Raw genomic sequence first — 23438 nt, forward strand, 5'->3', positions numbered from 1 at the left:
ACCTCATATTTTGTCTGGTTATGAGGACAATCACCGGTCGCTATATTATGCAGTATGTCTAAGTTGGTAGATGGGCCAGGGCGTCCTGATTGGGTGGGGCTTTTAACGTGCCCCTATATTGTTGCTGCTCGGAGTGCCCGAGCCGATCAGATCGCTTCCTGAAGCCAGCTTGAGGAAGTTACCTAGCTGGATGGAACCGTCTGCACTTCTAGTAATAGAAGGAACGAGACTGACAAAGTCAGCGGCGCTGGCGAGAAGACCTTTGGCATTGGTGCTTTTTTTGCTTTTCCACCAGACGTTAGAATTATCTTGATCGGTTCCACTGGTCTTGTCACTGGCTGTTCCTTCAAAGGAAAGATTGTTAATAAACATGTGGTCACCCTTGTCAAAAGCAAAATTGCTCTCGCCATTACTCCATGAAGTATTATTGGTCAGGGTAATGGAGCCAGGGTTGCTGTTGTAGGTAAAGCCGTGCTTTTTGTTCTGAAAAGCAATGCTGTTTTTCACGATATGGTTGACCTTGATTTTGTCCCCGCCCAGCTTGAAGCCGTTGCCGTCACTGTTAGCGGTGGAGGTTCCATCAGAGGTCTGTCCGTTGTGGTGGGCGACACTGTTCAAGATGGTTACTGTTCCGATAGGGCCGGTTGCTGCTTTGGTAAACAGATCCCAACCGTCATCAACGTTGTACGCAGCCACGCAGTTATCGAACACATTGCCTGGTCCTACAGTCAGCTTGGCTGCAAAACCGTCAGCATCCTCACCGTTGTCAGGATCAGCATTATCATGAGAGTAGGAGTTCAAGATAAGGTTGTTCGAAGGCCATTCACTGTCAGTTGCGGTAGTGGAGTAGCGTCCGAGCTGAAGACCGGTATCCCGATTATGGTGAGTTTCCACATTTTCAATCCGGTTGTTGCTGCCGCCGATATAGATACCGTTATCCCCCGCACCCTTTACTTCAAGACTTTTTACCAGCCAGTAGTCTCCAAAAAGCTGGAGTCCACGGTTAGCGGAGCCAAAGGCTTGACCCGAAAAATCAAGCACCGGCTTTTCACTGCCGTAAGCAACCAACCCTTTGAGGGAGTTGCTGCTGCCATTATTTCCTCGCTGAACGGTAATCGTTGAGGAATAGGCGTAGTTGCCTCCGCGCAGATAAATGGTTTTACCAGGAGCAATTTGTGTAAGTGCGGCTTCAAGAGTAGTAGGGCTGGATATAGTGCCTGGATTGGACACGTTACCATTTGGCGCTACATACAAATCACCTGCCGCCAGCGTGGTGGAGATAGCAGATGAATCCGTTGCACTGGCAGCCTCTTCTGAAAGGGAAGAAGAGGGGGCATTGGATGACGTATCTGCGTAAGCGGTTCCAAGAAGGAAAGAAGAAGCGAAAACAACAGAAATACCGAGCCTTAGAGCGTTAAACCCGTTTTTTGGACGTTCATTGCGTTTAAACATGTAAATTCCTCCTTATTTCATCTTTTATTTTAAAAGAAGATAGCACTATAAAAGCGACTTATGCTGTTTTTCATTGAAACGAAGACACCTCCCTGGGTGACGGATTAACTGGCATATATCTAAAACGCTCTAAGAAGTATAAGCTTAGTTTAATATATGTTAACGTTTGCATCAACTGTTTTTTGATGATATTTTAAGATTGTGAAAAAAAGTTCACACTTTTGTTTCAACTAAAACACCTTTTTGCCAAGCTGGGAAAAATTGATTACACTTATACAATATACACATATCAGGAATAGAATCTATGAGAAAAGGCGGGTTTGACGTATGGATCACGGAAATCATTCGACGAGTCCAGCTATACAGAAAGTTTCGAGAAAGCATCGGCAAGTGAAGAATGAGATCGTGGATTGGCTTAAAGCGATTATCGTAGGTGTTGTTCTCGTGTTCATTTTCCATTGGCTGCTGTTTGCGTCAGCTATCGTGGATGGAGCATCCATGGAACCGAATTTCAAAGCAGATGAGCGAGTTGTTGTGAACAAACTGATTTACGATTTTCGTGATCCCAAGCCTAACGAGGTGGTTGTGTTCCACGTGAGAAAAGAAGGGAAGGATTTTATCAAGCGTGTCATTGGGATTGCGGGAGACACAATTAAATACCAAGGCGACAATCTTTACGTGAACGGTAAAAAAGTAGAAGAATCATACATTCAGGGAGCTATCCAAGAAGCACACGCCAAGGGCGAGTACTACAACCATGTGGACTTTCCGAATGCAACGATAACCGAGTCCAAGGTTCCCGAAGGTACTATTTTTGTCATGGGCGATCATCGTAATAATAGTAGAGATAGTCGCGCGATTGGGTTTGTTTCGATTAAAGATATTGTAGGACGTGTGGATGTGGTTTTCTGGCCGCTGGGCAATGCGCAGTGGGTAAAGCATAATGAATAGAAGAGCGCCTAAGACGGAATGCTGTTCCCCGTTTTAGGCGCTCTTTGTGTTTCTCAGAAGCTGTTATATTTTTTGGGTAAAAGGGTCAGGTAGCTTGCGCCAGTCCTGCTTCATCTCTTCAGGAGTCAGCAGCGTCTCATCCAGCGTACGCTCGATTTCTTCCCGATTCATGTCTATGCCGATAAATACGAGCTTGGTCACCCGGTCGCCGTATTTTTCGTCCCAATCCGGTGTTTTTTCAAAATCTTCTCCGAGATAGTATTGACGTTCTTCCTCGGTCAAAGCAGATACCCACAGTCCTGCGCGTGCAAATTGCTTGGAGCTGCCCGCCTGACTGAATGTGAAGGCGGTGCGGTTCTGCGTGGCGAACCACACCAATCCCTTGGAACGGACAACCTCGGCAGGCCATTTGGCCAGCCATTTTAACAAACGTTCCGAGTGAAACGGGATTTTGCGCTTGTACACAAACGAAGCAATACCGTATTCCTCTGTCTCCGGTACGTGTTCTTCCTTGTTCATCTCCTGGATCCAGCCTGCCGCTTGGCTGGCTGTTTCAAAGTCGAAGCGATGCGTGTTCAAAATCTCCTTCGGGTCCACTTTACCGTACTTGGAACGAATGATTTTGGCGTTCGGTTGAATACCGCGCAGCGCTTTTTCCAGTCGCTCCAGCTCCTCGGGGGATACCAGATCGCATTTGTTAATAATCAGCACATCACAAAATTCCACCTGCTCTACCAGCAGATCACCAATGCCGCGCGAATCTTCGTCCGCCACCTCCTGCCCGCGATCCTTGAGGGAATCTCCAGAGTAGAAGTCCTTCCAAAATTCCGGCGCATTCACAACAGTAACCATCGTATCCAGCCGGGTCAGCTTGGTCAGGTCGATGTCGTTTTCTTCATCTACATAACTGAACGTTTGGGCTACCGGGATGGGTTCGCCGATGCCTGTGGACTCAATCAGGATATAGTCGAACTTTTTATCCAGCGCCAGCCGCTCTACCTCTTTTAAGAGGTCTTCTCGCAGGGTGCAGCAGATGCAGCCGTTGGACATTTCCACCAGCTTCTCATTAACGCGGGATAATCCTCCGCCGTCCCGAACGAGATCGGCATCAATGTTCACCTCGCTCATGTCATTGACAATGACAGCTACCCGCAAGCCATCCCTGTTATTCAGCACATGATTGAGCAGCGTAGTTTTGCCTGAACCGAGGTACCCGCTAAGTACCGTAACCGGTATTTTCTTTTCCAATTCCATCATGTTTGCCAACGTAATCACTCATCCCTTCGAAAGTGTTCATGAAATGCTGAATGTGTTGTAGTGGCTACAATGTCAGATAGGGAAGCTGAAATGCTCCCCTTGTCGATTTTAATTGTAATGATTACGAATAGTAAAATCAGTAAATCATTAATGAAGGGAAATGTCAAGGGAGGCTGTAAGGTAATTGAAACTTACGAATTATATTTTACTGTTTCAATTGAAAAATAGGCGTATAATAGAGCATTAAGCCTAAGAAAATGGTCCCATACAAAGGAGATATTTTAGAATGAAGATTGGTAAAAAGCTATCCATTAGTTTTGCAGCCGTATTATTGCTTACATTGGTTGTGGGTATTATTGGTGAGTATGCTACTTCGTCTTTACATAAATCATATCAAAGCATGATTGATGATGGCGTTGCTAAAATTTTAATGATTAAAGAGCTGAAGTATGATGCTGCGAGTCAGACCAAGTATTTTCGTGGATATCTGGTGACTGGCGATCAGGACGAAATGAACAGTTATCTGAAAGAGCGCGAAACCTTTGCAACGACCATGAAGAAGCTGCAATCAACGCCAGCACTGGACAAGCCCAAGCAAATGGCAGCAAAGCTCCAGCAGATGGAGGCTGAATATGCAGATATCGTAAAGGAAATTACCTCATATAAGCAGCAGGGGGATGTCGCGACCTACACGAGATTAGTGGAGGAAAAATGTAAGCCGATGGCACTTGCACTGGAGCAGCAGTCACAGGTCATGGAGCAATACCAGATGGACCTACTGAATCAATCCCAAGTCGAGCAGGGTGAGAAGCTTCAATATGTACAGACGATGATTATCATTGCGATGGCGCTCGCACTGGTGATCGGGATCGTATTGGCGTATGCAATTACCCGTATGATTGCCCGTCCGGTGGTTCAGGTGGCTCAAGCCGCGCGGCGTATTGCAGAGGGGGATCTGACACAGGAGGATATTCAAATTCGGCAGAAAGATGAGATTGGTGAAATGGCGCAGAGCTTTAACGATATGAAACGCCAGCTTCGTTCGCTGATGCAAGTGATTTATCAGAATGCGCAAGGGGTCACGCTTGCTTCGCGTGAGCTGTCCAGTGGCTCCGGGCAGGTGGCGGAAGGCACGCGGCAGATGGCGGAGACGGTACAGGGAATCCATGATTCGGCAGGCAATCAGGTCGATCGGAACCGTGAAAATCAGCAGGCAGTCAAGGAAAGTGCAGAAGGCGTTCGAAGGATTGCCCAATCGGCATCCATTACCGCAGAGCTGTCCGAACAGGCGATTCTAGAGGCAGAGCGCGGCAATGCAGACCTGAAGGAAACAGTTATACAGATGCGCCATATTCAGGATACGATGAAGGATTCAGTCAAAGTCATTCAGGACTTGGGCGAGCAATCGAAGAAAATTCAAAGTGTAACGCAATTTATTCGAGATATCGCCAAGCAAACCAATCTGCTGTCGTTGAACGCCTCCATTGAAGCGGCTAGAGCCGGGGAATCGGGCAAGGGCTTTGCTGTCGTGGCGGGTGAAGTGAAGAAGCTTGCCGAACAGACAGGCCAAGCGTCGCAACAGATTGCTGTCTTTATGGATACCATGGCGGATACAGTGAACCAGGCTGTGGATTCGATCCAGAAAGGCTCCAGCGAGGCTGAGGCCGGAACGGATCTGATTTACCGCACCGGGCAGACGTTTAGCAAAGTGCATGAAGCGGTACAAACGGTAGCCGAGCATACGCAGGACGTGTCGGCTGCCACCGAGGAACTGGCTGCTATTACTGAGCAATTGCTGGACTCGGAGCAAAAGCTGGTAGGCTTGTCCCGTGAGATTGCAGAGGAATCGGAGTTGGCAGCGGCTGTATGCGAGGAGCAGATCGCTTCTATGGAGGTTATTGCCGATTCTGCTGATTCGCTGCGTCATATGGCTGCTGAGCTAATGTCAGAAATCCAGCATTTCGCCATTACAGACGATGCAGACGGGAATGCTTCGGCTTCAATTCATCCTGCTTCCTGAGCGGGAAGTGTTAGATAACAGAGCCTTCCGGGCATCCAGGCTACAACCAAGAGGACTTGCGCAAATAACACGCAAGTCCTCTTTTTTGCTATCTGGCTTCATATACTCGTATACGTCGGCTTTTTAATTTGCCGGGTATCGCGACTTTGTACTCAGCCTTTGACCGCTCCAGCGACAACGCCTTTAACGATGTATTTTTGCAGGAAAATAAATACGACGATAGAGGGCAACACAGCCATCACCATAGCTGTCATGGCATACTGCCAGTCTGACGTATACTGTCCGACGAAGGTATAGGCCGCCAGCGTAAGCGTTTTGGTGCTGGGTGAGCCGTTAACCATGAGCAGGGGCAGCAGAAAGTCGTTCCAAATCCACATGACGTCGATGATCACAATGGTGGCGGTGACGGATTTTAGCAAGGGGAAAATCACTGAAAAGAAAAGCCGGAAGCCTGAGGCTCCGTCGATCTTGGCGCTTTCGTCAATCTCGTTGGGAATCCCTTTGACAAACCCGTGATAGATAAACACCGCCAGCGGTGCGCCGAAGCCCCAATACAGCAGGCCAAGTCCCCAGGTACTGTCCGACAGATGCAGGTTTTTCGCGAGTCGCAAGACAGTCAGCATAATGGACTGAAACGGGATCAACATTGGCATAATGCACAGCAAGTAGATGGCGGAACTCCATTTGCTCTTCGTCCGTGCCAGCTTATAGGCGGCAATGGAGGATACCAGTACGATACCAGCCAGCCCGACTACAGTAATGATCGTGTTATTCAGAAATAAGCGTGGATAGTTAATGAATTTCCATACATATACGTAGTTATCCAGCGAAAGCTGCTTGGGCAGCGCAATGACGTCGGTCATGACCTCAGCGAAGCTTTTGAACGAATTGTTAATGGCGAGAAACAGCGGATACAAAAATAACAGCGATAATACAATCATGCTCGCTTCCAGCAAAATACGTCCCATACGTCTGCGTTGCATCAGGCTTCAACCTCCCTGCGTTTGAAAATAGACAATTGAATGATCGTAATGATCAGCACTGCGACGAATAACAACAACGCTTTGGCAGTTCCGTAGCCGTACAGATTGTTCTGGAACGTGTCCCGATAAATATCATACGCAATACTGTATGTTGTACCTCCCGGCCCGCCGCCAGTCAGGGATAAAATGACGTCGAACACCTTGATCGAGTTGGTCAGAGCCATGAAAACGGAGATCGTGATGGAAGGGGCCAGCAATGGCAGCGTAATACTGAAAAATCTCCGAATCGGCCCCGCTCCGTCCACAATAGCGGCTTCCTTCAGATCCTCCGGTACGGACTGCAAGCCTGCAATGTAAATGACCATATAAAAGCCAATAGATTGCCAGATAGATACCGCCAAAATGGAAATAAACGCGAGTCCTTCTTGCCCGAGCCAACTGAGCTGGAAGATGCCCCAGCCTGTGCTGTTTCCCAGTGACTCAAAGCCCTGCATAAAGATAAATTTCCAGATAAATCCTACAATCACGAGACTGAGGATATAAGGGATAAAGAAGGCTGCCCGCAGCCAAGCCGAGCTTTTCAGCTTCATGTCGAGGACAAGCGCCAGCACAATGGCCAGCACGTTCACCAGCACAATGTACAGAATGGCATATTTGACCGTAAACCAGGCTGCATGTGCAAAGTTGGCGTCTCCGAGCAGGATTTGTTTGAAGTTATCCAGACCTACAAATTTCGGATGCTTGGATATTCCATTCCACTTAGTCAGGGAATAGCGTATCGTCATCAAAAACGGAATATAAAATGCAATCGTAATGCACAGAATTACAGGCAGTGTGAACAAGCCAAACTCCAATTTACTGCCCTTGTCGCCCCAAGCTCCCCTTTTTTTCAGCATAACGCACCTCTTTTTCTCAACATTTTCCGATCTTTCGCTCCAAGCCGTTTGAGATATAATGAAAGTATAGGGTAGCCCCTGGGGCCGGACCAATGGATTTAAGAAAACAGTTGAGGGTAAAAATGTGTACGCTTTCAAAAGGGGCGATTTTATCGTGATACCAGAACGAGCAGGCGCAGTTCTCAGATCCATGTGGAGACGAATAACGCAAAAATTGGTGAACAAGCTTATTTTGCTTTTTACCTCGGTGATCATTTTGGTGGTAGGCTCGCTGACGATTATCTCCTATCAGATGATTGAAAGAGAGTCGGTGAATCACAGTATTGCCAGCACGACGAATAATCTGCTGCTGGTCAATCAGAACCTGGAGGACTATCTGGAGGGAATGCAGCAGTTGGCTCTGCCGCAGCTTCGGTATAACGATATTATGAACGCAATTGCGAATGAAAATCGGGACTATGCCTCTCGAATGGTCATTGAAAATTACTTGCGCAGCATGTTTTATTCCCGTAATGATCTGGAAGCGATCTATCTGTACGTGGCAGATCGTCATCAATATTATGTGGTGACGCGGGAGACGTACAATATTACGGTGCGTCAGGGGATGAACACGGATATTCCCAAGCTGTCCTGGTATAAGGAGGCGATGGCGAGCACAAAAAATGAATCGTTCCAATCCTTTGTGGGTTCCCGCTCGGATATGGGGTATGTGGCGCCACAGGCCAGCTTTATGGCGTACCATCGGGTGCTGAGGTCGATTGCATCTCGTCACCCGCAGGCGGTGTTGTCCTTTTATTATAATACAAGTGCTGTGGACGATATTATGAAGAACATTCCACTCGGTAAGGGGGATCATGTCATGCTGCTAAGTCCTGAACGTGTTCCCTTTTACGTGGATAGTCTTCCGTTATATGAGCGAATGCGGGACTCGGGGGTGCTGACACAGATTGGACAGGGAGAGAGTGGACGAGTAACATGGTCGGACCGTAGCGGTAGTCAGGAGTATCTGGTCGTATATGATGTCGGGAAAAAAGAGGGCTGGCGGCTCGTCAAGCCGATTCCATACCGTCAAATTTACGAGGCGGCTACGACGACACGGAATTGGAGCTACGTGATCGGGATTTTGTTTTTGGGGGTGTCTATTATTCTGGTAACGCTGACCTCCAATGCCATTACCAGTCCCTTACACAAGCTGTCCACCCAGATGAAGCGGTTTAGTACCGGGGACTTCGGGGCAACGGCCCTTGTGCAGGGTCATGACGAGATTGCGTATTTGTCGCTGCATTTTAACGAAATGGTCCAAAGAACCGAAGAATTAATTAATGAGCGCTACCGAATGAAGCTGGTCGAGAAAAACGCTATCCTCAAGGCGTTGGAGGCTGAAATTAATCCCCATTTTCTGTACAATGCGCTACAAGCCATATCCACACAGGCATTAAAGCGTGAGATGTTCGATATGGCGGATATGGTCGATGCGTTGGCCCAAACCCTGCGGTATTCCATCAACGGCAAGGATATCGTGGTTGCCCGCGAAGAACTCCAGCATATTGAACGGTATATGGGATTGCAGAAAGCAAGATTCGGGACGAGACTGCGAATAGAGCTGGAGTGGGAGGACACGCTGCTGGAGCTGCGAATCCCGAGGTTGTCCGTACAAACGTTGGTGGAAAATTCGATCAAGCATGCGCTGGAAAAGGTCTCAAGTGATATTCTGATAGTCATGTCAGCCGAATCCAGCTCTACAGATGCCACGATTACTGTACGGGACAACGGTCCGGGGATCTCGGAGGATAAGCTGAGGCAGGTGCTGGATTCGTTCGAAGAGAAATGGGAAGAACGGGAGAGTGAGCATATTGGCTTGAAAAATCTGAATACACGATTGAAGCTGCTGTATGGAGATCAGGCAGGACTATTCATACATGCGGATGAAACGGGAACAGAAATCCAAATGCGCATTCCCCAGGGAGGAAGTAGCCATGTTTAATGTATTGATCATTGACGATGAGGAGCCGCTGCGCGAAGCCATTCGTATTGTCGGAGACTGGAATAACCTTGGTATCGGGCAGGTGCTTGAGGCGACGAATGGCAGACTTGGACTGGAGCTGCTGGAGCGGCACCCTATAGATGTGGTCATGGTGGATATGAAAATGCCGGAGCTGAACGGTATCCAATTTCTTCGTGCCATTGAGAAGGCGTATCCTAATTTGCTGACGATTGTCATTAGCGGCTATGACGATTTTGAATTTACACGACAGGCGATTCAATCCAGGGTGGTAGATTATTTGCTCAAGCCGATCAATCGGCAGGAATTGAATCAGGCACTACGCAAGGCGGTAGATATATTGGAAAGCCGCAAGCAAAGCGAAAGCAATTTCATTAGCCAGAACATTACGCTGAATATGTCACTGCCGAAGCTCAAGGAGAAGCTGTATTTGTCCATTCTGGACGGCAGCTTTAAGAGACAGGCAAATGCGGCGTTACTCCCTATGATTGGTGCGGATCAGCCGGGGAACCGCTTTGGAGTGATCGTGCTGCGGCTGCTGAACAGGGATGAGGTTCGCATGACACGTTTTCACGGGGAGACCGATCTGATGGATTTTGCCGTGACGAACGTCATGGCTCAGACTTCAGATGAGCGACTGAGCTGCTTTAGCTTTCCTCATCCGAGACGGGAGCGCGAGGTCGTTTCCATTTGCACATGGTCTCCAGGGCAAGAGGAACACATGCCCCTTCTGTTGGCACAAGTGGCACAGAAGGCGGCGGCGAATCTGCACGGATTGTTTGGTATGGTAGTGACAGCCGGAGTGGGTAAGCTTTGTATGGACATACTGGAACTGGCATCTGTTTATACGGATGTCAAGGCGCTTATTCACAGCACGGACGTATTGAAGCTGACAGGGACATCGGTCATGCATGTCGCGCCCCGGCAGGGAATGATGCCAGAAGAAGTGTCGTGGACGGATCGGCTGCTGTTGATCCAGAAGGATGCCCAGACAGGCCAGGCAAATCGAGCAAAGGTACTGCTAAACGACCTGCTGAAGCAGTTGGCATCCGGCCCTGCTTTTCGTTTGCAGGATGCAGATCGGATGATGGGCGAGTTTCATTTTTTACTGAGAGAAGCGGCTACGGAGCCGGGTGCATTCATATCTGTATCTGCATCTGTGGCTGAGGGCGATATTGCTGCGGACTTTACGGATTTTGCCCAATATGGACAGCGACTGCATCGGATGCTGGAGCTTTACATTGCCGGGGTTCAGCATGCTCAAGGGGGGAGCCAGCCCTTTGATATTACGGAGATCAAGTGGCATATTGACCGTTATTACTTTGAAGATATCAAAATTTCATTTTTTGCCGAAACGTATTTTTTAAGTCGGGAATACTTGATGAAGCTGTTCAAGCAGCAGTTTGGTTACGGGATTCACGAATATGTGCAGAAGGTCAGAATGGACAAGGCGAAGGAGTTGCTGGGAGATTCCAGTCTGAAAATTCAGGAGATTTCCGATATGCTGGGCTACAAGGATAAGAATTATTTTAGCAAGGCTTTTCGTAATTATTATCAGGTGTCACCGTCTGAGTATCGCGTGAGCCTGCAATAAACCACTTTTTTACCCTTAACGCTTCACTAATCTGCCTTTTTAAATCGGACTATATTTTTTAGAATGAGCGCATGGACGTTGATCACGAATAAATGGGGGAGTATCCATGTTAAAGAAGATGATGGCGTTATCCGGCAGTTTGCTTTTGACGGTCGGTTTGTTGAGCGGATGCGGAAGCAGCGGCGACTCAGATGCGGCGAAAGGGAATGCTGGCGGCAAAGAAGAATTGAAAACGGTTACAATAAATATGTTCACAGCCTCACCGGAGTATACCGATGCTTTTAACGCGTATATCGAAGAGTATAAGAAGGTCAAGCCTAACGTAAAGATCAATCTGGAAATCATGCAGGCGGACTATAACACGATTCTTAAATCCAAAATTGCCTCAGGCAGTACACCGGATGTATTCCAGACCACGGCAGGAGGCGATATCGACACGTATGCTGATTATAGCGCCGATCTTACCAATGAGCCGCTGGCAGCAGCCATGACGGATGCCGTTCGAGCGAATATGAGCTCCAGTGATGGTAAAGTGTTGGGCTTCCCGGTGAAGGGGAATTTGTTTGCGCTGATTTACAACAAGGATTTGCTCACCAAGGCTGGGGTAACCTCCCCGCCGAAGACGATTGCAGAAATGCAGGACGCGGTCACCAAGCTTGAGGCGAAAGGCATTACACCATTTGCAAATGCATATAAAGAGTGGTGGGTATGGAAGCACATCTTCCAGCACTATGTAGATGCCGCCGCGCAGGATGTAGGCGTGGAACCGAAGCAGCTCGTCAATGATTTTATTGCAGGCAAAGCGAAAATCAAGGACTATCCGGTGCTGTACAACAACTTTTTTAGCTTTATTGATCTGACGGTGAAGCATGGCACGGCTAAGCCGCTGGAACGCGACAGCAATGCGGAGGTGAGCGATTTTGCATCCGGTAAAGCTGCGTTTATGACGGGTAAAGGCGCATGGGATGAGGAAGCGATCAAGAAGATCAATCCCGACCTCAAGATTGGCATCATGGGCTATCCGGTAAGTGACAAGGCGGATCAATCGGTCATCATTACCGGGGCCGATCAGGCGCTGCGTATCAACAAGGATTCGGAAGTAGCCAAGGAGACGATTGAATTTTTCAACTGGCTGTACACTTCGGAATACGGTAAGAACTGGTTCTCCCAGGTAGCCAAGGTCATTCCTCCAATCAAGGATGCGCCGCTTCCTGATCTGGAAATGCCTAAGGAAATGGAAAGCATTTTGAAAACGTCGAAGTCTGGTGATCTGTCTGTCAACTACTCGCTGGATACGTTCCACCAAAAATTTGGCGAGCTGATGCAGGCTTATATCAGCGGCAACATGAACAAGGATCAGGCAGTTGCTGAGATTGAAAAAGCATGGGTGCAATTAGGCTCGGCACAATAAAACTGGTTTCGCGCTAAGGCGTCCGTAAGGGCGTCTTTTTTTGTATAGTTTTTGAGGTTAACTTATCTAAACAAAAAAATATCTAATATTATTTAAATATATACTTGCAAAAAGTTATTAAGTTATGGATAATAGATTGTGTACAATATATCTACGACATACAACATATATCATGGCTGCATAACGCAAAAATACGGAGATACCTCGGCTGGGGAATCTCTTTATTCCGTTCTTCCATACCTGAACAATATCAACGTGGCTACTGAGGCCTAAGTATCCCCACGTTGTTTATATATAACAGGCACCTGCAACGAAGTGTACGCTTCGTTGCAGGTGCCTGTTATGTTTTATAGGTTATCCATTAAAGAAGAAGTAGAGTATGTATGAAGAAAAAGATGATGGATGATCATATGAGGTTACTTGAGTCAAACTGTAAAATACAGTCGCCGAAGGACGTTTTTACGTGCTATAATTCTATTAACAACAGAATGGCTTAGGTGGGCGGTCGGCTAAGTCTCCCGGAAGGGAGGTGATGCCTGTGGAGGTTAAAGATGCTCTGACATTAATGATGATGTTCGGCACGCTATTAGTAACGTTGATCGGATTAATCGTTACGATTGTTATTGCGTTGAACCAAAACAAAAAGAAATAGACCGCCCTGGACAAGGAAAAACGGTCTATTTCTAATAGAGCTAGCCCTGTTCAGCCGACCGCTCTTCAAAGCGGCTGTTGCCAAGAGTAGGGATGTTACCAGCATCCTTGCTCTTTTTTAGTATATCCTTCTATCATTTATTTTAGCACATTTGAATAATCAATGTAACTGAATACGGCTGTTACTTGGTGAAAACTTTAACCTCCTTCGGAGCGAGCGTCACGGTGATCGAACCGTTGTTGATCTGAATGGAGTCGTTGCTTAATTGGTTGGTCAGATGGGTGCCATTGGACAGGTTGTCAAAGTTGCCAATCGTGCGGGTTTGGCTGCTCCACGAGTTGCTGATGAGTACGATGGCCTCGTCGCCGTTTTTAGATGTTATTACCGTCATTAAAAACAGCTTCCAATTGGGAGGCATAGCCGATATCGACGGTGATTTTAGCATAGCCGCTAATTTCGGCCATAAAAAGAAGAATTTATTGCACACTCGGGGTGGAGAAATATGACATTTTGAGTTAGTGACCGTGTGCTTAAAATGGGTTCAGGCAAAAAAATAAGGCATAGGTCTGAGTAAGACGCATGCCTTTTAGTAATGTACGGATAGCCAATGCCAGCATAGGGGAAATCAAATCCGAGCGTATATAAGCCTTGCTCCAGCGTGTATGCAAGTATTGCAAAGGTATGACTGCTTGAGGATTTTGCAAAATCCTGGCTTAATAAATAGGACGATTCTTTTGGTCCGCAATGCCACTTTTTCGGTAAAAATACGTATTGATCCGATCCCGCCATTCCCTAGCATGCTCAGCCTGATGCTCCAGCCGCTCCAGTACCTGTTCATAGATCGCTTCATCCAGATGATCCCGCAGACTAATCCATGTGTCTCTGAGGCCGACCGCACGTTCTGCACCCTCAAAATGTGTATCATAAATGTGTTGAATGACGGTTTGACCAGAGTGGAGCGCGTGCGTATAAGGAACATGATGAAAGAATAATAGCAGCTCATCCGGGCAGGCTTCAGTAGATTCGTAGATATCGGCATGGGGAGAACAATATTGTCCTGCATACCCCGTTCCAGTCGCGGTCGTGCGATCCACCCCGATGCCACGGCAATCAGCAAAATGATAGGTGCCCCACATCGAATATTCGTAGCCGTCTACATCCGGCCCATAATGGTGACCGGGGCTGACCATCCAGCCGACCCCAAGCGGGGCGGTGTAGGACTCGTAGATATTCCATGAATCAAGCAGCATTTGCTTAATAGCAGGAATGAAATCTGTACCGCTGTCACTCTTTCCTTGTCCGCCAAACGTCAGCCGAACCCACTCATCAGCGATTTCGTCTGCGGATAGCTCCGGATCCCATGCCAACCGACCGTAGCCATAAAGATTGGACTGGGCGAGCAAATGTCCGGTCCAATTGGTGTCCGCTCCAATATTGGATACAGCGGCGATCCCATAGTTGGTGTGTTTGGTGGAGGAAGGGGAAGAAGAATCGCTCCTGCTATGCAGAGAGCCGCTCACGATGCGCTTGATGGTAGAGCTTTTTCCCTGTGCGTAGGTGTCAAAATCCAGTACCTCCTTCCATTGCGGAACAAGGTAACACAGATGCCGCTGCTGTCCCGTGTATTCTTGTGCAATCTGGAATTCCAGCAATACCTGGGTGGCTTCCAGCGCGCCGAACAGGGGGGAGACAGGCTCCCGCACCTGAAAATCCATGGGACCATTTTTAATCTGTAAAATGACATTTTCCCGGAACAGCCCATCCAGTGGTTTAAAATGGTCAAAGGCTGCGCGAGCCCGATCTGTTTTGCGGTCACGCCAGTCCTGCTTGCAGTCATAGACAAAGCAGCGCCAAATCACCCGCCCGCCGTAGGGCCGCAACGCATCTGCCAGCATATTGGCTCCATCAGCGTGATGACGCCCGTAGCTGAACGGCCCGGGCCGATTCTCGGAATCGGCTTTTACCACGAAGCCGCCCAGATCAGGAACGGCGGCGTAAACTTCCCGGGCTTTGGCCTGCCACCATTCAGCTACGCCAGGGTCCAGAGGATCGGCGGTGGTTAACCCGCCGAGCTGAATGGGGCTGGCATAATTAATGCTCAAATAGATTTGGATGCCATAGGCGCCAAACACCGCAGCCACTCTGGCCACATCCGGTAGAAATGTATCTGTAATCAGCTCTGTTTCTACGTGATGGACATTCACATTGTTAATGGACAGCGCCTGAATGCCAACAGAGGCAAGTAGACGAGCGTAGTCTCGAAGGCGGTCCATATTTGTAGTAAAGGCAATATTTTCGAAAAAAATGGATGTTCCCGCATATCCGCGTTCCACACTACCGTCCATGTTATCCCAGTGGTTGATCATGCGGATGGGATTAGCAGGATTGGACACTACGTCCAGAAGGGGGGCGTGCAAGGATTCGGTGACGGGCTTCAGCTTACCATCCAGTCCTCCTTGCAGGTAGCGCAGTAGATGAAAAACCCCGTATAATACGCCTTTGGTGGTCTGGCCGGCGATCGTGACGTACGCTCTCTTTATGTCATCATCATCGTAGTCATACGAAGCTGAATGTGCCGGGTGTGGAATCCCTATCCCACGAATTCGGTAGCCTTCTGCGCTCACATCTGCCTGTTCTTCTGCGCTAAATCGTTCTGCCGCCAACGGGTTCCCTCCGAACGTACCTAGCACAATGAATGGCGCATTCACAGGAACGGTACTCATCTTCGGCTGTTGTCCGAACATGGAGGTCAATCCGTGCTGAAGCTCACTCGCAGCCGTGTGAAGCACTTCATCTGCCTCTTGAACTACGATGACCCTGCACCAAGCGGGCAGATCCTCCACCTTGCGATTGCGGTGATAATGCAGCCAAGCGTCATAGCCGCTCTCTTTTTTCATATCCCTACGCTTGCTCATATTTGGGGCCTCCCTTTGGGCAGGTGAAGGTTAGTGTCAGGCATGCTGCTCCTGATCCAGACTCATGTGCCGGGGAAGAACCAGACGGTTGCCCTTGCCTTCATACAGCCACAAAATAGCAGTAACTCCGCGTGGATAATATTTGCTGCCGTGGGCAATACCGGAGAGCATTTGGTCGCTCCAGCACCAATAGGATTCCTCAGGGTGCAGGAGCCAAGAGACATGGGCAGCATCCGCAGCTTGCCCTGCTTCATCCCAAGGGAACTCCAGCAGCTCGCGGGCAATAAACTGTGACAGATAGATTTTACTCAGCCAGGAGTTGTTACTGGTCGAGGACAGCTTCCAGCCTCCATCTTCGAACAGGCAAACTCCTAGTGCCAACACCGTGTCCAACTGGCGTCGCAGTGCTTGTATATACCCGCCAAACCGTCCATCCAGCTTAAGCGCCTCTTCGCAGCCTGTGAAGTAAGGGAAGATCAGCCCCTCAATCGCGGGGATAATTTGCGAATCATTGCCCTCCTGAATGACCGCAGGAATATAGCCCTTGTCTGTCATGTGCGTAGTGATTGCCGCTGCGCAATTGTCTGCCTGCAAGCCTGCTTCTCGTGAAAGGGAATCCAGCCCTTCTGACGCAAACAGCTTTTCCAGCGCAATATATATTGCCCAGCATTTGCTGCCCAAATAAATATTGTTGCGGGACTGGCCCAGGGATACGTCCAGACTATCGTAGGTCGTAATTTCCGCGCCTCCAAGGGTTCTGGAGCTGTCCAGTCCCATTAAGCCGTTTCGTTGTGCGGGGTCTGGATGATCCCGCTGTAGCATGCTGGCGAAGCATTCACGCAAGATAGGCAGCATACGCGTCGTAAACGCCCGGTCCTGTGTCTGTTCGATATATACTGTGGCGCAGCATAGCCAGTTCACCAGCTCCTCGTGACTCATATAAGAGAAGCAGCCGTCAATTCCTGCCAGCTCATAACAGGAGTACCCCGGACGGGAGAACACATTTGCCACGCCCATATCATGCGTAAACGTGATGCCGCCCGGATAGGTTTGTTCGTCTGCTGGAAACCGTACCTCATCCCGGTAGCTGTACCGTTTGACGAACCACTCCAACTCGTTGCGTACTGTCCACGGGTTCAAAATCAATTCATAGTAGAGCTGATCCGCCGTCAGATCGAGCGTATTCATCATCCGATACTCGCCTTCGTTCACAACCCAGATCGGTTCCCCATCCGCTTGCTGACTAAGCAACTGGGTGCTGCCGTAATAGCTGTGAATCGCCTGCGCGAGCATAAATTCCTGATCCGGGCTCAAGCCTGCCGACTCCATCCAGCGATTCGCCTGAATACAGGCTGCGGTCAGGTCTGTAAAATGCTCCAAAGCATAGCTCGCCACGTCTTCAATATCCTTGAATAGACGAGTATAGTAATACGTCGCCTCGATGCCTGTCGTCACGATACCGCCGCGATAGAAGCATATGGCGAAGGAATACGTGCGCTTTTCGCCAGCGGGAACGTCCATGAGGAGCGCACCCGTCACGCCCAGGCCAAAGGATAAATTCTCGCCCATGCTCTCCCCGAGAAGGTTCTCCATTGCGAATCCACTTGCAGGTACCGCTTCGCTGCTATGGGTCACAATAGCTGTGCTGCGCCCTTGGCCAACGCCCGTGAGTCTTTGCGAGTGGGGAGAATCCACAGCGTCCCTGCGTGGGTCTTCTCCTACAATGCGTATGCCACTGTACGGATCACTGCCCTGATAGCCGAAAAAAGCTCTGCGCGCAGCCGTTCCCTGCGTATTATCGACTGTAAGCTCGGCAAATACCGCCGGAACCAGCGCTGCCCGCAGCTCATCCGCATCCGCTTTTCCCGGCTCCGGCACCGGACGGACAGGAGAATACAACCGGAACGTTAAATCTCCAGCACTCCATGTATCCGTGCCTGCTTTCAGCTCACGGGTAATGTCTTGATCGGCAAAGGTAATGAGCTGCCGCTCCATTCGTTTATCCTTTTTCTCCACATCGTATCGGGCGCTTTCGTCCTGTGCGGCTGCAAAAAAGGGAAGCGCCTCATATACCTCACCGTCTCTGGATTGCAGCCCGATATATACATTTTCATCCGCTGGCTTGCCCAGCTCCAAGCCGAGTCCACCCCGATTCCCCTTGAACCCGAGCGTAAAGCTGGAAAAGGCCCCGATAGGTGAGTGTTGCGTGTTATAAAAACTATTTTTCGTCATATAATGAAACCCCTTTCAACATAATGAGTGACTTTCATACACACTTTCATACACAAAAGTATTTTGCAGCATGCTCATATATTCGCTATATGCTATACTCACTTGATCTCATATAGAGCCTAGCATGCTACGCTCCGGGGAGCCATTGTCAAATCGCGCATTCATTTATCCAAATCGCGCCGAAAACGATATACTGAAGTAAAATCCTGTATACGCAAGGAGGGGAAACATGTTGTCACCACATTTACCGAATCGCCCAGACCATCCAGACCTTACGGCTACTGGAGAGGAATTCTTTTTTCCCGATGTGCGAACCACGGTCAATCTGTTTGCCATTCATACGCGAAGTGTCGGAAGGGACTGGAACTATCCACCACACGAACATCCTCAATATGAAATTAATATTGTGCTTGCAGGAGAGCAGGTGATGGTGGTGGATGGTCGCAGCTATACACAGCGGCAGGGGGATCTGGTGCTGCTTCGACCGGGAATCGTTCACTCCAGCCACAGCAGCGGGGAGGGCTTTACGTATTTTTGCATGCATTTCGACATTGATGACAAGTTGTTTCTTTCGTTGCTGAGTCGTCTGGAGCAAGTGCTGTTTCCAGCCGAAGGTGCGGTGGCGAGACAGATGGGGCCAGCGCTGGATAAGCTGCTCGACCTCTCCACGCCCGATACCGAAAAAGCAGGGGATTCGGTGGCGAAGCGTATGCGGATACAATCTGCCGTATTTGAGCTGTTCGCTACGTTGTGGGAGGCGGTGTCCAGCGAAGCGGCACATCTGCCGGGGCGCGGATACGTGCAGGCTGAGCTTGCCTATCAGATTGCCAGCCGACTTCAAGGCAGGGTGAATCAGCATTTTGGACAGATCGACTCTGTGGAAAAGCATAATGGGATTGAGGATATTTCATCTGAGCTAGGTATTAGCGTGTCCCATTGTAATCGTGTATTTCGTAGTGTCTTCGGTGTATCTCCCCGTGTGTATCTGTCTGGTCTTGTCCTGCACGAAGCCAAGTTGCTGTTGGCAGATCCCCAATGGACGGTGCAGCAAATTACCGATATGCTCGGCTATGGGAATATTGCGCATTTTAGCAGGCAGTTCAAGCGCTGGTCCGGTCAGTCGCCGACATCCTACCGCAAAAGCACGGTGCAGGAAAGCCCATCCGAATAAAAATATGTATACTCATAAAATAGTTATGATATAATCCGCACAAAGGAGCTGAGAATTGTATGGATTTACTTCATAAACGTGTCGTCGTCATTGGCGGCAGTGCAGGTATAGGGCTGGCAACAGCAATAGAAGCAGCAAAGCAGGGAGCGAGTATCGTGATCGCTGGACGTTCTGCGGAGAAACTGGAGCAGGCGAAGAAGGTTATCCCTGCGGAATCGGTGGAAACCTTCCAACTGAATAATCAGAAGGAGGAGGAAGTGCAGGCGTTTTTTGAAAAGGTCGGAGCATTCGACCATCTGTTTACACCAGGCGCGAGCTACACACGCGGTCCGATCACGATGGATACGGAAAAGGCGAAGACGCCGTTTGAAGGAAAATTCTGGCCACAATATTTCGCTGCCAAGCATGCAGTTCCGCATATATCCAAGGAAGGCTCCATCGTCCTCATGTCCGGGGCCTTCAGTCAGCGGCCGATGGGCTTTGGTGCTACATACGGGGCGGCAAACGGCGCAATCGAAAGCTTGGGTAAAGCTTTGGCGGTAGAATTGGCTCCGGTACGGGTCAATGTCGTATCTCCCGGCACGATCTGGAGAGACGGTCCCGAGGGCGAGCAGCGGGCGCAGGCTTTTGAGGAATACAAGGAAGTAACCTTGCTCCATCGGGTGGGGTATAACGAGGAAATCGCACATACCGTGCTGTATCTGATGACGAACAAGTTCACCACTGGAAGTGTGCTGTTCCCGGACGGCGGCTACACGCTGATCTAAGCCAAGCCACACCTAACCAACAGGCAGGAAAACCAATGGTTAAACAAAAACCGGTCTAACACATATACAAAGTGTTAGACCGGTTTTCTTTGGTTATAGGGTATCACGTCTTCTCCATAGCAACTCTCTTTACGGTCATGGCTTTACATGATAATATTCGAGTATACAATAAAATTCAAAGTGATTATTTGAATATATGATAAAAATGAAAGCGTATATGTAATATAACCTTGTATTTAAGGAGAGGGTTACCTATGGACCAAGTGGACCATAAAATTTTGCTATGTCTACAAAATCAGGCGCGTATCTCCATGACTGAGCTGGGTAAAGAGGTTGGGCTTTCCCAGCCTGCCGTAACGGAAAGAGTGCGGCGCATGGAGGATAAAGGTATCATTACTGGGTATCGGGCCATGGTTTCACATGAGAAAGTCGGGAAGCCGATCATGGCTCATGTGCTTGTGCACACGAATCAATGCAATTCATTTGTTGAGTTTTGCCAATCTGCGCCTGAAGTCATTGAGTGTCATCGAATTAGCGGTGAGCAAAATTATTTACTTAAGGTTATGGTCGAATCCATGCCTAAGCTGGAGCAATTCGGGGATGAGTGCGGAAAGCACGGTCACTCTACCACGTTAATTGTCTTATCCTCGCCTGTAGAGCTTAAACATGTAACTCCCGCTTTATTAGACCCTATTTGAGCTGCCGTAAATGGCTTGGCAAAGCTCGGTTGTAAACGGACCCGACATACCTTCAAATGCTGTATTGGTAAAGGCAACCACACTGAGTCTTTGCGCGGGATCAACGAACCATGAATGACCGTAAGCTCCTCCGAGACGCCACGTTCCGGGGGATTCTGCTGTTTCGCCTTCGTCGGGATTTTGGAGTACGGTGAACCCCAGCCCGAAGCCCCGTCCCGGCCAGCCTGCCAAGGGGAGATTCCCGGTCTGGATGGTGCCCATTTCACGTACCCATTCCTCAGAAAGTAATGGATTGCCACCGTTTCGCAGTGTTTCCAGCAGCCGCATGAAGTCTTTTGCGCTGCCAATCATACCAGAGCCGCCTGAGTGAAAAGCCGTGGGATCAAAGGCGCGTGCAGGCTGAAAACGAAGTCCCGCTGTGCCTTCCAACACCTGCGCAACCTCGAGCTCACGCATCCGGCGGGGTTCCAGAGTATCGTTGACATAAGCGGCAGCAAGTCGTTCGGGATCAGCAACCGTAAAGCTAGTGTCTTGCATACCGAGGGGGTCTGTAACGAGCTTTCTAACAGCCTGCTCAAGGGTTGTGCTGCATACGCGACTAATGATTGCACCGAGTACATCGGTGGCAATGGAATAGCCCCACGCTTTACCCGGTGTATACAACAGAGGCACAGAAGCCAAACGTTGCAAGTTCTCTTCCAGCGTAAGATTTGAAAAATCCATGCCATCTGATACGCCTGCACGTTGATAGGGGCCGCTGCCTTCTTCCTCTAAAAAGCCGTAGGTTAACCCGGCAGTATGTGTGAGCAATTGGCGTACTGTAATGGACGGCTGCTCGCCGCTGATCAATCGGGGGCGAAAGTCCGGCAACCAGCGTTCAATGGATTCATCGAGTCCAATCAACCCTTGGGCTGCCAAAACCAAGGCCGCTGTAGATACAATCGGCTTGGATACAGAAGAGAGCCGAAATAAAGCATCCTCGCGCATAGGAAAATTTCCTTCTCGATCAGCCAGCCCGGCCGCTCGCACATACACGGGTGAACCATCGATATATATCATGACAACTGCGCCAACCAGGCGCTTCTCGGCAAGGGTTTGATCTATGACTGCATTCACACGTCCGTCCAGACCATCTTGTATCGCAAAAACTCTATTTTCCACACCCATGAATATCTCATCCTCTCTATGATCCAGCGGTTATCGCTTGATGAAACTTAGTTTACAGAATGTGAAGACGACATTACATAAGGTAACAAAGGTATTCAGTGAGTATTTACGTTAAAATAAAATTATATTAAAAGGATGGCCTTGGATTTTAATGAATGGGGTTTTACAAGTAGTGTTACTGTGTTTTACAGTAACTATTTAAGCTGAGATATACGTCCTTGTGACACACCAAGCCATTTGGCGTAGTCGTATTGTCTGGCATCGGGATGCTTTTGAATGAGTTCTCTAAGGCCTTCCGATTTATGATATACTCTCGATATATGATTTGAATTGGATGGTGATGGCTGAATGAATCGTACACATGACCTAGGCAAGTTAATCAAACTAACTGGAGATAGAGCTAAACTAGACGCTAAAGCAAATGGCACCTATATTGTCTATAAAACGCCGGATGGTCAGTTTGTTAAAGAGTACAGTAATGGTCAAGTTGAACGAATCAATGAACAGGATATTTATCATGAGTGATCCGTTTGCTACTATGTTTGTTTTCGCAGGAAACAACGGAAGTGGTAAGAGTACAATACGTAATCTAATCGTTGATAAACTTGGTGTAAGTGTTAATATCGATCCAGATGCATTAGCACGAGGGATTGATCGTGAAAACCCTGATCGACGCAAAGTATCGGCAGGAAAGGAAGCGATTAAACTAGCGCGGGATTGTATAAGAAATAAACGGGATTTTACCGTAGAGACGACACTTGCTGGTGGCAATGTGATCCGACAAATGCGTATGGCAAAAGAAAATGGCTTTGAAGTCATCATGTTTTATGTGGGTCTAGGTGATTATCGTCTTAATATCGAGCGAGTTGCTGCACGAGTTCGAAATGGGGGTCACCATATTGATACAGCTGATATTATAAGACGGCATCAGACCTCACTGGGTAATCTACTATCACATCTGAAGCTTATCAATCATTTAATTGTCATTGACAACAGCAGCTCAGATGGCGTGATTGTATTGGAATCAGATAGTGAAACGATAAAACATCATGTGGCATTTTTACCGGATTGGGTTAAAATCATTGATAGTCACTTGCAAAATAAAAATACTGATCAAGAATAAACCGACAACTGTATGATTCAGTGATCGGTTTATTCTATATTTGCATCGTATTGTGTCAACAATGTCAATGCGATGTGTATTATTTTTCAATAGACTTTAGCAAGACGATTAACAGCATCCTGATCGTAGCTGCTTCTCGGGATCTTT

At 48.5% G+C, this 23438-nt stretch carries 19 protein-coding genes and 2 pseudogenes; 11 read left to right on the forward strand and 10 right to left on the reverse strand.

What is annotated here, in order from left to right; all coding sequences use genetic code 11:
- Positions 1–102: 102 nt before the first annotated feature.
- On the reverse strand, positions 103–1452 hold the full coding sequence (locus ACIFQM_RS23460) for a right-handed parallel beta-helix repeat-containing protein (RefSeq protein WP_430036631.1): 1350 nt from the start codon (positions 1450–1452) through the stop codon (positions 103–105).
- 327 nt (positions 1453–1779) lie between these two features.
- On the opposite strand from ACIFQM_RS23460, the gene lepB reads away from it, so the two are divergent.
- Positions 1780–2403 carry a signal peptidase I gene (gene lepB, locus ACIFQM_RS23465; RefSeq protein ID WP_430066254.1) on the forward strand — a complete coding sequence of 208 codons (624 nt, stop codon included), beginning with the start codon at positions 1780–1782 and terminating at the stop codon, positions 2401–2403.
- Positions 2404–2466: 63 nt separating this feature from the next.
- Here the strand turns inward: lepB and ACIFQM_RS23470 are convergent, their stop codons facing one another.
- Positions 2467–3669 carry a GTP-binding protein gene (locus ACIFQM_RS23470; RefSeq protein WP_430066256.1) on the reverse strand — a complete coding sequence of 401 codons (1203 nt, stop codon included), beginning with the start codon at positions 3667–3669 and terminating at the stop codon, positions 2467–2469.
- A 277-nt stretch (positions 3670–3946) separates the two neighbouring features.
- On the opposite strand from ACIFQM_RS23470, the gene ACIFQM_RS23475 reads away from it, so the two are divergent.
- A complete protein-coding gene (locus ACIFQM_RS23475; protein WP_430048366.1) occupies positions 3947–5680 on the forward strand; it encodes a methyl-accepting chemotaxis protein in 1734 nt (577 codons plus the stop codon).
- 152 nt (positions 5681–5832) lie between these two features.
- On the opposite strand, the gene ACIFQM_RS23480 is transcribed toward ACIFQM_RS23475, so the two are convergent.
- Together ACIFQM_RS23480 and ACIFQM_RS23485 are read right to left on the reverse strand one after the other, a co-directional pair.
- Positions 5833–6663, reverse strand: a complete 831-nt coding sequence (locus ACIFQM_RS23480; RefSeq protein WP_430036619.1) for a carbohydrate ABC transporter permease — start codon at positions 6661–6663, stop codon at positions 5833–5835.
- Positions 6663–7559, reverse strand: a complete 897-nt coding sequence (locus ACIFQM_RS23485) for a carbohydrate ABC transporter permease (RefSeq protein ID WP_430036616.1) — start codon at positions 7557–7559, stop codon at positions 6663–6665. Before ACIFQM_RS23485 ends, ACIFQM_RS23480 begins: the two co-directional genes overlap by 1 nt.
- A 190-nt stretch (positions 7560–7749) precedes the next feature.
- Between ACIFQM_RS23485 and ACIFQM_RS23490 the strand changes: the two genes are divergently transcribed.
- The 4 genes from ACIFQM_RS23490 (at position 7750) to ACIFQM_RS23505 (ending at position 13218) form a co-directional block, all read left to right on the forward strand.
- On the forward strand, positions 7750–9543 hold the full coding sequence (locus tag ACIFQM_RS23490) for a histidine kinase (RefSeq protein WP_430066260.1): 1794 nt from the start codon (positions 7750–7752) through the stop codon (positions 9541–9543).
- Positions 9536–11155 carry a response regulator gene (locus tag ACIFQM_RS23495; RefSeq protein ID WP_430036613.1) on the forward strand — a complete coding sequence of 540 codons (1620 nt, stop codon included), beginning with the start codon at positions 9536–9538 and terminating at the stop codon, positions 11153–11155. Before ACIFQM_RS23490 ends, ACIFQM_RS23495 begins: the two co-directional genes overlap by 8 nt.
- 106 nt (positions 11156–11261) lie before the next feature.
- A complete protein-coding gene (locus ACIFQM_RS23500) occupies positions 11262–12566 on the forward strand; it encodes an ABC transporter substrate-binding protein (RefSeq protein WP_430036610.1) in 1305 nt (434 codons plus the stop codon).
- Between the two features lie 538 nt (positions 12567–13104).
- The gene (locus ACIFQM_RS23505; RefSeq protein ID WP_232289129.1) at positions 13105–13218 is read left to right on the forward strand and encodes a putative holin-like toxin; all 114 of its coding nucleotides are present in this window, start codon (positions 13105–13107) and stop codon (positions 13216–13218) included.
- 181 nt (positions 13219–13399) lie between these two features.
- Here ACIFQM_RS23505 and ACIFQM_RS23510 read toward each other — a convergent pair.
- The 4 genes and pseudogenes from ACIFQM_RS23510 to ACIFQM_RS23525 all read right to left on the reverse strand — a co-directional run.
- Positions 13400–13594: pseudogene (locus ACIFQM_RS23510) on the reverse strand (alpha-amylase family glycosyl hydrolase); the annotation flags it as partial.
- A complete protein-coding gene (locus ACIFQM_RS23515; protein ID WP_430036607.1) occupies positions 13590–13682 on the reverse strand; it encodes a carbohydrate binding domain-containing protein in 93 nt (30 codons plus the stop codon). The pseudogene ACIFQM_RS23510 and the gene ACIFQM_RS23515, both read right to left, overlap by 5 nt.
- Positions 13683–13931: 249 nt before the next feature.
- Positions 13932–16133 carry an alpha-glucuronidase family glycosyl hydrolase gene (locus ACIFQM_RS23520; RefSeq protein ID WP_430048369.1) on the reverse strand — a complete coding sequence of 734 codons (2202 nt, stop codon included), beginning with the start codon at positions 16131–16133 and terminating at the stop codon, positions 13932–13934.
- 36 nt (positions 16134–16169) lie between these two features.
- Positions 16170–18365: a glycoside hydrolase family 52 protein gene (locus tag ACIFQM_RS23525; protein WP_430066258.1), complete on the reverse strand. Its 2196-nt coding sequence runs from the start codon at positions 18363–18365 to the stop codon at positions 16170–16172.
- 229 nt (positions 18366–18594) lie between these two features.
- On the opposite strand from ACIFQM_RS23525, the gene ACIFQM_RS23530 reads away from it, so the two are divergent.
- The 3 genes from ACIFQM_RS23530 (at position 18595) to ACIFQM_RS23540 (ending at position 21001) form a co-directional block, all read left to right on the forward strand.
- Complete coding sequence (locus tag ACIFQM_RS23530) at positions 18595–19536, forward strand: helix-turn-helix domain-containing protein (RefSeq protein WP_430048375.1); 942 nt, start codon at positions 18595–18597, stop codon at positions 19534–19536.
- Between the two features lie 59 nt (positions 19537–19595).
- A complete protein-coding gene (locus ACIFQM_RS23535; RefSeq protein ID WP_430036595.1) occupies positions 19596–20303 on the forward strand; it encodes an SDR family oxidoreductase in 708 nt (235 codons plus the stop codon).
- Between the two features lie 254 nt (positions 20304–20557).
- Positions 20558–21001, forward strand: coding sequence for an Lrp/AsnC family transcriptional regulator (locus tag ACIFQM_RS23540; protein WP_430036593.1), 444 nt, complete (start codon positions 20558–20560; stop codon positions 20999–21001).
- Here the strand turns inward: ACIFQM_RS23540 and ACIFQM_RS23545 are convergent.
- Both ACIFQM_RS23545 and ACIFQM_RS23550 read right to left on the reverse strand, forming a co-directional pair.
- On the reverse strand, positions 20987–22168 hold the full coding sequence (locus ACIFQM_RS23545) for a serine hydrolase domain-containing protein (protein WP_430036590.1): 1182 nt from the start codon (positions 22166–22168) through the stop codon (positions 20987–20989). The genes ACIFQM_RS23540 and ACIFQM_RS23545 overlap by 15 nt on opposite strands.
- A gap of 194 nt (positions 22169–22362) precedes the next feature.
- Positions 22363–22464, reverse strand: a pseudogene (locus ACIFQM_RS23550) (AbrB/MazE/SpoVT family DNA-binding domain-containing protein); the annotation flags it as partial.
- 52 nt (positions 22465–22516) lie between these two features.
- Between ACIFQM_RS23550 and ACIFQM_RS23555 the strand changes: the two are divergent.
- Together ACIFQM_RS23555 and ACIFQM_RS23560 are read left to right on the forward strand one after the other, a co-directional pair.
- Entirely contained in the window at positions 22517–22693 is a 177-nt protein-coding gene (locus ACIFQM_RS23555) for a hypothetical protein (RefSeq protein WP_200893372.1), read from the forward strand.
- Positions 22686–23291, forward strand: a complete 606-nt coding sequence (locus tag ACIFQM_RS23560) for a zeta toxin family protein (protein WP_430036587.1) — start codon at positions 22686–22688, stop codon at positions 23289–23291. Before ACIFQM_RS23555 ends, ACIFQM_RS23560 begins: the two co-directional genes overlap by 8 nt.
- Positions 23292–23438: the final 147 nt, after the last annotated feature.

It is taken from the genome of Paenibacillus sp. NRS-1782, assembly GCF_050467685.1.
GTDB classification, from domain to species: domain Bacteria; phylum Bacillota; class Bacilli; order Paenibacillales; family Paenibacillaceae; genus Paenibacillus; species Paenibacillus terrae_A.